This is a genomic window from Shigella sp. SIG6 (genome assembly GCF_053555815.1).
In genome coordinates, this window is sequence record NZ_JBQZXC010000103.1 from 1 (window position 1) to 12,819 (window position 12,819).

The 12,819-nt window shown below is 49.6% G+C and carries 9 protein-coding genes and 2 pseudogenes; 6 read left to right on the forward strand and 5 right to left on the reverse strand.

Going from position 1 to position 12,819, the window contains the following annotated elements; translation table 11 throughout:
- Nucleotides 1-35: 35 nt before the first annotated feature.
- The 4 genes from htpX to msrC all read right to left on the reverse strand — a co-directional run bounded on the left by htpX (nucleotide 36) and on the right by msrC (nucleotide 4,469).
- Nucleotides 36-917 (reverse strand): protease HtpX, encoded by an 882-nt coding sequence (gene htpX / locus ACUU1M_RS15255; RefSeq protein WP_000984517.1) that lies wholly within the window; start codon nucleotides 915-917, stop codon nucleotides 36-38.
- 191 nt (nucleotides 918-1,108) lie between these two features.
- Nucleotides 1,109-3,157, reverse strand: coding sequence for a carboxy terminal-processing peptidase (gene prc, locus ACUU1M_RS15260; protein WP_001055770.1), 2,049 nt, complete (start codon nucleotides 3,155-3,157; stop codon nucleotides 1,109-1,111).
- Nucleotides 3,158-3,176: 19 nt separating this feature from the next.
- Nucleotides 3,177-3,875: an RNA chaperone ProQ gene (proQ, locus tag ACUU1M_RS15265; RefSeq protein ID WP_000431370.1), complete on the reverse strand. Its 699-nt coding sequence runs from the start codon at nucleotides 3,873-3,875 to the stop codon at nucleotides 3,177-3,179.
- 96 nt (nucleotides 3,876-3,971) lie between these two features.
- Nucleotides 3,972-4,469, reverse strand: a complete 498-nt coding sequence (gene msrC / locus ACUU1M_RS15270; protein ID WP_001043881.1) for an L-methionine (R)-S-oxide reductase — start codon at nucleotides 4,467-4,469, stop codon at nucleotides 3,972-3,974.
- Nucleotides 4,470-4,598: 129 nt separating this feature from the next.
- Between msrC and yebS the strand changes: the two are divergent.
- The 5 genes and pseudogenes from yebS (at nucleotide 4,599) to ACUU1M_RS15295 (ending at nucleotide 10,653) form a co-directional block, all read left to right on the forward strand.
- Nucleotides 4,599-5,882, forward strand: a pseudogene (gene yebS, locus ACUU1M_RS15275) (membrane integrity lipid transport subunit YebS).
- Entirely contained in the window at nucleotides 5,851-8,484 is a 2,634-nt protein-coding gene (gene yebT / locus ACUU1M_RS15280) for a lipid-binding membrane homeostasis protein YebT (protein WP_152029006.1), read from the forward strand. Before yebS ends, yebT begins: the two are co-directional and overlap by 32 nt.
- A gap of 79 nt (nucleotides 8,485-8,563) precedes the next feature.
- Nucleotides 8,564-10,003, forward strand: coding sequence for a 16S rRNA (cytosine(1407)-C(5))-methyltransferase RsmF (gene rsmF / locus ACUU1M_RS15285; protein WP_000057027.1), 1,440 nt, complete (start codon nucleotides 8,564-8,566; stop codon nucleotides 10,001-10,003).
- A 117-nt stretch (nucleotides 10,004-10,120) separates the two neighbouring features.
- A complete protein-coding gene (locus ACUU1M_RS15290) occupies nucleotides 10,121-10,357 on the forward strand; it encodes a YebV family protein (protein WP_001295499.1) in 237 nt (78 codons plus the stop codon).
- Between the two features lie 104 nt (nucleotides 10,358-10,461).
- Complete coding sequence (locus ACUU1M_RS15295; protein ID WP_001296140.1) at nucleotides 10,462-10,653, forward strand: YdfD/YebW family protein; 192 nt, start codon at nucleotides 10,462-10,464, stop codon at nucleotides 10,651-10,653.
- Here the strand turns inward: ACUU1M_RS15295 and pphA are convergent, their stop codons facing one another.
- Entirely contained in the window at nucleotides 10,654-11,310 is a 657-nt protein-coding gene (gene pphA, locus ACUU1M_RS15300; RefSeq protein ID WP_000812729.1) for a protein-serine/threonine phosphatase, read from the reverse strand.
- A gap of 741 nt (nucleotides 11,311-12,051) precedes the next feature.
- Here pphA and ipaH3 point away from each other — a divergent pair.
- A pseudogene (gene ipaH3 / locus ACUU1M_RS15305) lies at nucleotides 12,052-12,819 on the forward strand (T3SS effector E3 ubiquitin-protein ligase IpaH3/Hc); the annotation flags it as partial.

The following is a 12,819-nucleotide window of genomic DNA, read 5'->3' on the forward strand; positions in this document are numbered from 1 at the left end:
TCGATCAGGACGCGCTTTTTAGTATTTACTTCATATTACTTCAGGTATTCACCCGTACGCAGAGCTTCAATACGTTTATCCAGCGGCGGGTGAGTCATGAACAACTCACTGAGCGATTTCGACTTACCGTTAATGCAGAAAGCCATCATGCTGGTTGCTTCTTGCGGTTCATAGCTGGTTTTCAGGCGCTGCAGCGCGGCAATCATTTTCTCGCGACCAACCAGTTTTGCCGAACCGGCATCAGCATGGAATTCACGATGACGCGAGAACCACATGGTGATAATGCTCGCCAGAATACCAAACACCAGTTCCAGAACCGTTGCAACCGCAAAGTAGATCAGCGGGTTGCCGTTGCTCTCTTCACCTTCATCACGATTTCCGCCCATAAAACCCGCGGCAAGCTGCGCCAGAATACGGGAAATAAAGATAACGAAGGTGTTCACCACGCCCTGAATCAGCGTCATGGTGACCATATCACCATTGGCGATGTGGCTGATTTCGTGAGCAATTACCGCCTCGGCTTCATCCGGGCTCATGTTCTGCAGCAAACCGGTGCTGACAGCAACCAGAGAGGCATCACGGCGCGCACCGGTTGCAAAAGCGTTGATGTCCGGCGCATGGTAGATAGCCACTTGCGGCATAGCGATCCCCGCCTGACGAGCCTGGGTTGCTACAGTATTGACCAGCCAACGTTCCCTTTCGTTACGCGGTTGCTCGATCACTTCCCCGCCAACAGATCGTAATGCCATCCATTTGGACATCAGAAGCGAAACGAAGGAACCACCAAAACCGAACAGCAAGGCCATGATCATCAGCCCCTGAACGCTGCTCGACTGTATCCCTGTCAGGCTCAGTACCAGCCCGAAAACGACCATTACGGCCAGGTTCGTTAGCAGGAAGAGCGCGATTCGCATCATAATTTTCTTTTTACCTCAGTTTAACAAAACGCAATATGCGATACCCACATCGTATGGGTTACGCGACTATTTTCAAGTCTGGATAGTGCGTAAGTCACCAGAAAGACACAACTTTACATTTTGTAGCATCTGATTTACGGCATCTTGCCGCTGTTAAAAAATCAGGCACAATTTCTTGTGCCTGATTGATATTACTTGACGGGAGCGGGTTGTTCCGCGGGTCTGGCTTTTTCAAGCTTCGCCAGATCGAGTGCGATATTCACCGTCTCATCCAGATAAGGATCCGGCTCCTGGTAATCTTTCGGTAGATCATCCAGCTTCTTCAACTCCGGTTTACCTTCGCGTTTAAAGCGTTCGTTCAAACGCGCCAGACGCGTCGCATCATCTTCATTATTCTCTTTCTCACGCACAGCGTAGTTCAGAGAAACGATATTGCGCTTGTCCTTCATAGCGTTGAAGCGCGCGATATCCTTCATGATGTTCTGGAACTCAGGATCTTTCGCGATACGCGCATTATGTTCCTTCAGCAGCTCCGGTTCAAAGGCAGTTAAATCTCCTGATTTCACATAAGTCGCGGCATCGATGCTATCCCACGGCAGCGCGTTATCTTCGAATTTCTCACCCGTTTCCGTTTCTTCATTACCCGTCGGCATGATGATGTCTGGTGTTACGCCTTTACGTTGCGTACTGCCGCCGTTAACGCGATAGAATTTCTGGATCGTGTACTGCACAGAACCCAGCGCTGGCCATTCAGGACGTAACATCTGATCGTAAATACGGTTCAATGAACGGTATTGCTGAACGGTGCCTTTACCAAACGTCGGTTCACCCACAACCAGCGCACGACCGTAATCCTGCATTGCCGCGGCAAAGATTTCTGAAGCCGAAGCACTGAAACGGTCAACCAGTACCACCAGCGGGCCTTTATAGAACACCTGCCCGTCGGTATCGCTGTCTTCACGAACCTTGCCGTTGTTATCGCGGACCTGAACAATGGGACCCGCAGGAATAAACAGACCTGAGAGCGATACCGCTTCGGTCAACGCCCCACCGCCATTGCTACGCAGGTCGATGATCACACTGCTGACATTCTGTTTTTCCAGTTTCTGCAGTTGAACTTTGACATCGTCTGTCAAACCCACATAGAAGCCCGGAATATCCAGCACGCCGACTTTCTCTTTACCGACGGTCTTCACCGACATTTTAACCGCGCGGTCTTCGAGACGAATACGTTCACGGGTCAACGTTACAGTACGGGTCTTGGTCCCTTTACCAGCAGGTAAAATTTCCAGACGAACTTTACTGCCCTTCGGCCCTTTAATTAAGGCAACCACATCATCAAGACGCCAGCCAATCACGTCAACCATCGGCTTGCCTGTTTGACCAACACCGACAATTTTGTCACCAACGCTGATAGCTTTACTCTTCGCTGCCGGACCACCTGCCACCATCGAATTGATAACGGTGTAGTCATCATCCATTTGCAGCACTGCGCCAATACCTTCCAGTGACAAACTCATTTCAGTGTTGAACTGTTCGGTATTACGCGGGGAAAGATAGTTGGTATGCGGATCGATTTCACGCGCAAACGCCGTCATTGCCAGCGAGAAAACATCTTCGCTGTTGGTTTGCGCCAGACGACGAATGGCAAATTTGTAGCGGCGTGTCAGGGTTTCACGAATTTCTTTATCCGTTTTTCCTGTCAGCTTCAGGCTTAACTCGTCGAATTTGACTTTACTGTCCCACTGCACGTTCAACTCAGCCTCGTTTTTCGGCCAGGGCGCTTTGCTGCGGTCAAGGTTATAAGTGTCGTTGCCGGTGAAATCCATCGGCTTTTCCAGTACCGACAAAGCGTACTGGTAACGTTCAAAACGGCGCTTTTGCGCCAGATTGTAGAGATCGTAGAAAACGTCGAGTTTGCCTGAACGCAGTTCATCGCCTAACTCGGTTTTCTTTTTCGCGAACTGTTCAACATCTCTTGCCAGCAGCACATTGTGGCTGTAATCGAGCAGATTCAGGTAGCGGTCAAAGATTTTGGCCGAAAATGCCTGATCGAGGTCGAACTGGCGATAATGAGAACGGGTGAAGCGCGACGTTACGCGCTCACTTACCGTCGCATGCTGCGTCTCTTCCTTTAATACCGGAATTTGATCAGCACGCGTGATATCTTCTACAGCGAAGGTCTGGCCTGCTATTGCAAGCAGGCCAGCTAACGCGGTAAGCCTAAAAAACATGTTCATGCCTGGCCCGGCCTCCGTTTCAGAACACCAGGTGTTCTGCGCGCACAATCAAAGACATACCCGAATTCAGCTGGACGCGGACGCCGTCTTTGGTGATTTCTAATACGGTGGCATCCATCGCGTTTTGACCCGCTTTCACCTTCAGGGCTTGTCCGACAGTCAGAGCTGAAATGTCAGAAACCGGGGTGTGCTGTTCTTCGCGAGGTGCTTTTACTGTTTTTGGCGCTTTCTCTACCGGCTTTTGCGCACGAGGTTTACGTTCAGCGCCTTCTTTGCGGCGTGGCGTGGTCGGACGTGGCTTGCGTTCGCGGCGCGGTGCGTCTTCTTTCTCACCAGCAGCTGCGGCAGCTTCGCGTTTTTTCGCTTGCTGTTCAGCACGCTGTGCCTGAACACGCGCTTTCGCTTCTTCAAGCTGCTTGCGAGCATGCTCTACATGTTGCTCGTCCAGCTCACCGCATGGGTTGCCGTCAAGATCGACACGCGTTGCGCCGGGTTTAACACCGTAAAGATAACGCCAGCTCGAAGTGTAGAGACGTAAAGCGGATCGTAATTGCGTTTTGCTCAGGTTCATTTCCCCGGCAACACGATCGACCAAATCCTGAAAAATACCAATTTTCAGCGGACGCGCTTCACCTTCCGCACTGAAACAGTGGGGAAAACGTTCGGCCAGAAACGCGATTACTTCTTTACTGCTATTCAACTTAGGTTGATTTTCCATGAAATTTCCTGATTACAACGGACGTAGCCAACAAGCGCAGGCATGAACAGGCGTCATTATAATGACGCTACCAGTAAATGCTACGTTATCCGTTGATTATCCTGCGACGCTCGCAAAGAATTTTTTGTAATCCGTCGTTGCAAGCACTTTTTCAAGCTGTGCCACAAGCTGACGTAAGCCTTGCTCGTCCTCGTCTGTAAAGCGAGCGAAGACGGTACTATCGATGTCGAGAACACCAATAATCTGATTTTTCACCACCAGCGGCAGAACAATTTCAGAATTACTCGCCGCATCACAGGCAATATGCCCGTCAAACGCGTGAACATCCTCGATACGCTGCACTTGATTGCGGGCAACCGCTGTGCCGCACACCCCGCGCCCGACGGGTATCCGGACACAGGCAATTTTGCCCTGAAATGGTCCGAGTACCAGTGTATCGTCCTCAAGCAAATAAAAACCTGCCCAGTTAACGTCAGTGAGACGCTCGTATAACAACGCACTGGTGTTCGCAAGCGTTGCCAGAAAACTGGTTTCTCCCGCCATCAGCGCGTTAAAGTCGCGATTTAAATCCGCGTAAAATTCTGTTTTGTTCATTATTTAATCACTTGGTTGTCTTACCTGGAACTGCCAGCCTATTAAAATAAGCATTAAATGCGTTAATGCTCAAGATCATTCCCATCATGGGTTAAGATTAATGTTAATTCTTATTACATTTGGCACGTCATGGCTCTTAACACACCACAAATTACGCCGACAAAAGAGATAACAGTGAGGGCAATCGGCGAGGAACTGCCGCGTGGTGATTACCAACGTTGCCCGCAATGTGACATGCTGTTTAGCCTGCCCGAGATAAATTCTCATCAAAGTGCCTATTGTCCGCGCTGTCAGGCAAAAATTCGCGACGGGCGCGACTGGTCGCTAACGCGCCTGGCGGCAATGGCCTTCACCATGCTGTTGCTTATGCCGTTTGCCTGGGGCGAACCGCTGTTGCATATCTGGCTGTTAGGCATTCGTATTGACGCCAACGTCATGCAAGGCATCTGGCAAATGACCAAACAGGGCGATGCGATAACGGGATCAATGGTCTTTTTCTGCGTTATTGGTGCCCCCCTCATTCTGGTGTCCTCCATAGCATATTTATGGTTTGGTAACCGACTGGGAATGAATTTACGTCCGGTACTGCTGATGCTTGAGCGACTTAAAGAGTGGGTAATGCTGGATATCTACCTGGTCGGCATTGGCGTTGCTTCTATAAAGGTACAGGATTATGCCCATATCCAGGCGGGTGTCGGCTTGTTCTCTTTTGTGGCGTTGGTGATTTTAACGACGGTGACGTTGTCACATCTTAATGTTGAGGAGCTGTGGGAGCGATATTATCCGCAGCGCCCCGCTACGCGTAGGGACGAGAAACTTCGTGTCTGTCTTGGGTGCCATTTTACCGGCTATCCTGATCAGCGTGGTCTCTGCCCGCGTTGCCATATCCCGCTACGCCTGCGTCGTCGTCATAGTTTGCAAAAATGCTGGGCGGCGCTGTTAGCGTCAATCGTTTTGTTGTTACCAGCCAACCTATTGCCTATTTCTATCATTTATCTGAATGGTGGCCGGCAGGAAGATACGATTCTTTCCGGAATTATGTCGCTGGCAAGTAGCAACATTGCGGTTGCGGGAATCGTGTTTATCGCCAGTATTCTGGTACCGTTTACTAAAGTGATCGTCATGTTCACTTTACTGTTGAGCATTCATTTTAAATGCCAGCAAGGTTTACGCACACGCATTCTGTTACTGCGGATGGTGACCTAGATTGGACGCTGGTCGATGCTCGACCTGTTTGTCATATCTTTAACCATGTCGCTGATTAATCGCGATCAGATCCTCGCTTTTACTATGGGACCGGCTGCGTTTTATTTTGGCGCTGCCGTAATTTTGACTATTCTTGCTGTGGAATGGCTGGACAGCCGCTTACTTTGGGATGCACATGAGTCAGGAAACGCCCGCTTCGACGACTGAAGCGCAGATTAAAAATAAACGCCGTATCTCACCTTTCTGGCTGCTGCCTTTCATCGCGCTAATGATTGCCGGTTGGCTGATTTGGGACAGTTATCAGGACCGGGGTAATACCGTCACCATCGACTTTATGTCGGCGGATGGTATTGTTCCGGGCCGTACGCCTGTTCGTTATCAGGGCGTTGAAGTCGGAACAGTGCAGGATATCAGCCTCAGCGACGATCTTCGTAAGATTGAAGTCAAGGTCAGCATCAAGTCCGATATGAAAGATGCGCTGCGCGAAGAGACTCAGTTCTGGCTGGTGACGCCAAAAGCATCGTTGGCAGGTGTCTCCGGGCTGGACGCCCTCGTCGGTGGGAACTATATCGGCATGATGCCGGGTAAAGGTAAAGAGCAGGATCACTTTGTCGCGCTCGATACCCAACCGAAATATCGGCTGGACAATGGCGATCTGATGATCCACCTGCAAGCCCCCGATCTCGGTTCGCTGAACAGCGGTTCATTGGTCTATTTCCGCAAGATCCCGGTGGGAAAAGTCTACGACTATGCCATCAATCCCAACAAGCAAGGCGTGGTGATTGATGTCCTGATCGAGCGGCGTTTTACCGATCTGGTGAAAAAAGGTAGCCGTTTCTGGAACGTTTCCGGCGTTGATGCCAACGTCAGTATCAGTGGCGCGAAGGTGAAACTGGAAAGTCTGGCGGCACTGGTTAACGGTGCGATTGCCTTCGATTCACCTGAAGAGTCGAAACCTGCCGAGGCGGAAGATACCTTTGGTCTGTATGAAGATCTGGCCCACAGCCAGCGTGGAGTAATAATAAAACTGGAACTGCCGAGTGGAGCAGGATTAACCGCCGACTCGACGCCGTTAATGTATCAGGGGCTGGAAGTCGGACAGCTGACTAAACTGGATTTAAATCCTGGTGGTAAAGTCACTGGGGAAATGACCGTTGATCCCAGCGTCGTTACCCTGCTTCGTGAAAATACCCGCATCGAATTACGCAACCCGAAATTATCCCTTAGCGATGCTAATCTCAGCGCCCTGCTGACCGGAAAAACCTTTGAGTTGGTGCCCGGCGATGGCGAGCCACGCAAAGAGTTCGTTGTTGTGCCGGGCGAAAAAGCCCTGCTGCAAGAGCCGGACGTTCTGACACTGACCCTGACAGCACCGGAAAGTTACGGTATTGATGCGGGTCAGCCGCTCATTCTTCACGGCGTGCAGGTAGGCCAGGTTATCGATCGTAAACTCACCAGCAAAGGCGTCACCTTTACCGTCGCCATCGAGCCTCAGCATCGAGAACTGGTAAAAGGCGATAGCAAATTTGTCGTCAACAGCCGTGTCGACGTGAAGGTGGGGCTGGATGGCGTTGAGTTTCTCGGTGCCAGCGCCTCAGAATGGATTAACGGCGGGATACGTATTCTGCCGGGCGATAAAGGCGAGATGAAAGCCAGCTATCCACTGTATGCCAATCTGGAAAAAGCGCTGGAGAACAGCCTTAGCGATTTACCCACCACAACCGTGAGTTTGAGTGCAGAGACGCTGCCGGATGTGCAGGCAGGATCGGTAGTGCTGTACCGTAAATTTGAAGTTGGTGAAGTTATTACCGTGCGTCCGCGAGCTAACGCGTTCGATATCGATCTGCACATTAAACCGGAATATCGCAACCTTTTGACCAGCAACAGCGTGTTCTGGGCAGAAGGCGGGGCGAAAGTTCAGCTGAATGGTAGTGGCCTGACCGTACAGGCATCCCCGCTCTCCAGAGCATTAAAGGGGGCCATTAGCTTCGATAACCTCAGTGGTGCCAGCGCCAGTCAGCGTAAAGGCGACAAGCGAATTCTGTATGCTTCCGAAACAGCGGCCCGTGCGGTTGGCAGGCAGATTACGCTTCACGCTTTCGATGCCGGAAAACTGGCGGTCGGGATGCCAATTCGCTATCTCGGTATTGATATCGGGCAAATCCAGACGCTGGATCTGATTACCGCACGCAATGAAGTACAGGCAAAGGCGGTGCTCTATCCGGAATATGTCCAGACCTTTGCTCGCGGTGGTACGCGCTTCTCAGTGGTCACACCGCAAATCTCGGCAGCTGGCGTTGAGCATCTAGATACTATCCTCCAGTCGTATATCAACGTCGAACCAGGCCGTGGCAATCCTCGTCGCGACTTTGAATTAGAAGAGGCCACCATTACTGATTCGCGTTACCTAGATGGTTTAAGCATTATTGTTGAAGCGCCGGAAGCCGGTTCGTTAGGCATCGGTACGCCTGTGCTGTTCCGTGGTCTGGAAGTAGGTACGGTTACAGGAATGACGCTGGGGACATTGTCAGATCGCGTGATGATTGCGATGCGCATCAGTAAACGCTATCAACACCTGGTGCGTAACAATTCCGTCTTCTGGTTGGCATCGGGTTACAGTCTGGACTTTGGTCTGACGGGCGGCGTAGTGAAAACCGGCACCTTTAACCAATTTATCCGTGGCGGCATCGCCTTCGCCACGCCTCCGGGTACGCCACTTGCACCGAAAGCCCAGGAAGGCAAACACTTCCTGTTGCAGGAAAGTGAACCGAAAGAGTGGCGTGAATGGGGAACTGCGCTTCCCAAATAATGCCCACTGCTCCGGCGTGCCTGCGCCGGAGCGTTTATGCTAAACTGCGCGCCTGTTTTTTTGCCAGTGGTACATGCTCGTGGCCCAACACACCGTTTATTTCCCGGACGCGTTTCTGACACAAATGCGCGAAGCTATGCCTTCGACGCTCTCATTTGATGATTTTCTTGCCGCCTGTCAGCGCCCGTTGCGCCGCAGCATTCGCGTTAATACGCTGAAAATCTCCGTTGCTGATTTCCTGCAATTAACCGCTCCTTATGGCTGGACGCTTACGCCAATTCCGTGGTGTGAAGAAGGTTTCTGGATTGAACGCGACAATGAAGATGCATTGCCATTGGGTAGTACCACCGAGCATTTAAGTGGCCTGTTTTATATTCAGGAAGCCAGTTCAATGTTGCCCGTCGCCGCCTTGTTTGCTGACGGTAATGCACCACAGCGGGTGATGGATGTCGCTGCTGCGCCAGGCTCAAAAACGACGCAAATTGCCGCGCGGATGAATAACGAAGGGGCAATCCTTGCCAATGAGTTTTCCGCCAGTCGGGTAAAAGTGTTACATGCCAATATCAGCCGCTGTGGCATCAGTAATGTTGCGCTCACACATTTTGGTGGCCGCGTGTTTGGTGCGGCAGTGCCAGAAATGTTTGATGCCATTTTGCTGGACGCTCCCTGCTCCGGCGAAGGCGTGGTGCGTAAAGATCCCGATGCGCTAAAAAACTGGTCACCCGAAAGCAATCAGGAAATCGCAGCTACCCAACGGGAACTGATTGACAGCGCCTTTCATGCATTACGTCCTGGCGGTACGCTGGTTTACTCGACCTGTACCTTAAACCGGGAAGAAAACGAAGCCGTTTGCCGGTGGCTGAAAGAGACTTACCCCGACGAAGTAGAGTTTTTACCACTTGGCGATCTCTTCCCTGGTGCAAACAAGGCGCTGACCGAAGAAGGTTTTTTGCATGTTTTCCCACAAATTTACGACTGCGAAGGCTTCTTCGTTGCTCGTCTGCGTAAAACTCAGGCGATCCCCGCCTTACCCGCCCCAAAATACAAAGTGGGCAATTTCCCGTTCAGCCCGGTGAAAGATCGCGAAGCCGGACAAATTCGTCAGGCGGCTGCAAGTGTTGGCTTAAACTGGGATGGAAACCTGCGACTCTGGCAACGCGACAAAGAACTGTGGTTGTTCCCGGTAGGCATTGAAGCCCTGATCGGTAAAGTCCGATTTTCTCGCTTAGGGATTAAACTTGCCGAAACGCATAACAAAGGTTATCGCTGGCAGCATGAAGCGGTTATTGCCCATGCCTCCCCCGACAATGTAAACGCTTTTGAACTGACACCGCAGGAAGCGGAGGAGTGGTATCGCGGGCGCGATGTTTACCCGCAAGCCGCGCCAGTGGCGGATGACGTGTTGGTTACTTTCCAGCATCAGCCGATTGGTTTAGCCAAACGGATTGGTTCGCGACTGAAAAACAGCTACCCGCGTGAACTGGTGCGGGACGGGAAACTTTTTACCAGTAACGCATGACAGCGCACAAAAAAAGCGCACTTTTTGACTGGCACATTCGGCGGCCTCAACTAGGCTGAAAAATTGTGCGATCGAACTGGTCGTACCACAATCGGCAGCTAAATGGAGAGCACGAAGATGAAAACCAGTGTGCGCATAGGCGCTTTTGAAATCGACGACGGCGAATTACACGGTGAATCGCCGGGTGATCGAACGTTAACCATTCCTTGTAAATCTGACCCCGATTTATGTATGCAACTGGATGCCTGGGATGCTGAAACCAGTATCCCTGCCCTGCTAAATGGCGAACACTCTGTCCTTTACCGTACCCGTTACGATCAACAATCTGATGCCTGGATTATGCGTCTTGCCTGATCCAAAAAGAACCCGTCGGCATGGCGGGTTATTTGTCCTGGTTATTCCCCCGTTGTAAAATCTCTCCTAAACTTAACGGTACGGCACCACACTTCGGGGATGAAATGTTCGCGCTGGTACTTTTTGTTTGCTACCTGGATGGCGGTTGTGAAGATATTGTTGTGGATGTCTACAACACGGAACAGCAGTGTCTTTATTCTATGAGCGATCAACGGATCCGCCATGGCGGTTGTTTTCCGATTGAGGATTTTATAGATGGTTTCTGGCGACCAGCACAGGAGTATGGTGATTTTTAATTATTGCAGTTGCACAAGAGTCAGTTCGCCCCCAAAGACAGCACCGGTATCAATATAATGCAGGTTGCCAATATCCACGCGATGTCGCAACGGTGTATGACCAAACCAGAAATGATCAGCACCTGTAATTCCCTGCCCTTTTGGGCGTTCACCTAATCGCGAGCGGCTCCACAAGACCTGATGCAAATCAACGTCCTTTTGCCATTCATAAACATCATCTGGATAATCGGCATGAGCAATAACATGCTTGCCAGTGCGACTGTGTACTTCAAGAATAAAGGGCAAATGCTGACATTTTTCCAGCGCCGTTTTCGCTTGTTTCTGTTGATTATCTGCCAGCGCAATAAACCAGTCGCCGCCATTCATCAACCACAAAGACATCTGCTGGAATGCCAGCGCATCCATCGCCATCTGTTCATGATTACCTCTTACCGCACGAACCCAATGTTGTTCCAGTAACTGCAGACAACGTAAACTTTGCGGCCCACGATCGATAACGTCTCCCACTGAGATAAGTAAATCTCGCCACGGATCAAAACGACAATGCCATAATTTGCGGCGCAACTGCTCAAGACAACCGTGTATATCGCCAGAAAGCCAGATATGTCGCCATTGATGACCCGCAATTCTCTGATAAACGGGCGCAGGCTGTTTCATCAATATTTTCCTCCCGCGCTAAAGATCTCATAATCTTAACAAGAATGTTAAAAAACGCTGGACTCAGACAGTAGAGTGTGTGTTATGGTTGACTATAAAGTCAGCGAAGGAAATGCTTCTGGCTTTTAACAGATAAAAAGAGACCGAACACGATTCCTGTTTTCGTCAACAAACAATAAAACCCTTTAAAATTAATGCGTTGAATAAATTTACGTTCATCTTTTAATCCCTGACACGTACCATTGCATATTAATACATTCAACCAGTTACCATTTTTTTCGAGTTTTTTAGAGAAATTTTCGGGAATATTTCAGGTCAATCCATGCAGACGCAAGCAATTCCTGTATTGAATAATTCCGTAGCAATTATGTAAAATCATCTCCGGCTGATTTTCATTCAAACTCGCGCTATCGAACATCCATCAGCCAGCCGTGGCACGTTCTTGCATACGACGTGCTACGGTTTCCTTTACGATTTGGGGTTGCGACTTTACCTCTATTGATAATGCATTCCGGCAGAACGTTCAAATATGAAGTACGATGTTTAACTAACCGAAAAACAAGAACAATACGGTGCAAGCAAGCTATTCACAGTTAACTGAAACAGTATCGTTTTTTTACAGCCAATTTTGTTTGTCCTTTTATAATAAAAAAGTGCTGAAGTTCATTTCATGGAATGAACTTCATAAAAACTCCTACTTATTTTTTTTAACAAAGCCATTTGTCCATCGGCTTTAACTGAATGTCCATCATGTTACCGATAAATAATAACTTTTCATTGTCCCAAAATTCTTTTTATAACACTATTTCCGGTACATATGCTGATTACTTTTCAGCATGGGATAAATGGGAAAAACAAGCGCTCCCCGGTGAAAATCGGAATGAAGCGGTCTCCCTACTTAAAGAATGTCTCATCAATCAGTTCAGTGAGCTTCAACTGAATCGTTTAAATCTGTCCTCGCTACCTGACAACTTACCACCTCAAATCACTGTTCTGGAAATTACTCAGAATGCCCTAATATCATTACCAGAATTGCCAGCATCGCTGGAATACCTTGACGCCTGTGACAATCACCTGTCAACACTTCCTGAATTACCCGCATCTCTGAAACATCTTGATGTAGATAACAACCAACTAACCATGCTTCCTGAATTGCCTGCATTGCTGGAATATATTAATGCAGATAACAATCAGCTAACCATGCTTCCTGAATTACCTACATCGCTGGAAGTGCTCTCAGTAAGAAATAACCAGCTGACATTTCTCCCTGAGTTACCTGAATCACTGGAAGCGCTCGATGTAAGTACTAATCTTCTGGAAAGCCTACCAGCCGTACCTGTAAGAAATCATCACTCAGAGGAAACCGAGATATTTTTCCGGTGCCGCGAGAATCGCATCACACACATTCCGGAAAATATACTTAGCCTTGATCCGACCTGCACTATCATCCTCGAAGACAATCCTCTGTCCTCACGGATCAGGGAGTCTCTGTCGCAACAAACCGCCCAA

Coding starts and splice junctions, on each gene's coding strand:
- htpX (WP_000984517.1), bottom strand. CDS start 917: ATGATGCGAATCGCGCTCTTCCTGCTAACGAACCTGGCCGTAATGGTC.
- prc (WP_001055770.1), bottom strand. CDS start 3,157: ATGAACATGTTTTTTAGGCTTACCGCGTTAGCTGGCCTGCTTGCAATA.
- proQ (WP_000431370.1), bottom strand. CDS start 3,875: ATGGAAAATCAACCTAAGTTGAATAGCAGTAAAGAAGTAATCGCGTTT.
- msrC (WP_001043881.1), bottom strand. CDS start 4,469: ATGAACAAAACAGAATTTTACGCGGATTTAAATCGCGACTTTAACGCG.
- yebT (WP_152029006.1), top strand. CDS start 5,851: ATGAGTCAGGAAACGCCCGCTTCGACGACTGAAGCGCAGATTAAAAAT.
- ACUU1M_RS15290 (WP_001295499.1), top strand. CDS start 10,121: ATGAAAACCAGTGTGCGCATAGGCGCTTTTGAAATCGACGACGGCGAA.
- ACUU1M_RS15295 (WP_001296140.1), top strand. CDS start 10,462: ATGTTCGCGCTGGTACTTTTTGTTTGCTACCTGGATGGCGGTTGTGAA.
- pphA (WP_000812729.1), bottom strand. CDS start 11,310: ATGAAACAGCCTGCGCCCGTTTATCAGAGAATTGCGGGTCATCAATGG.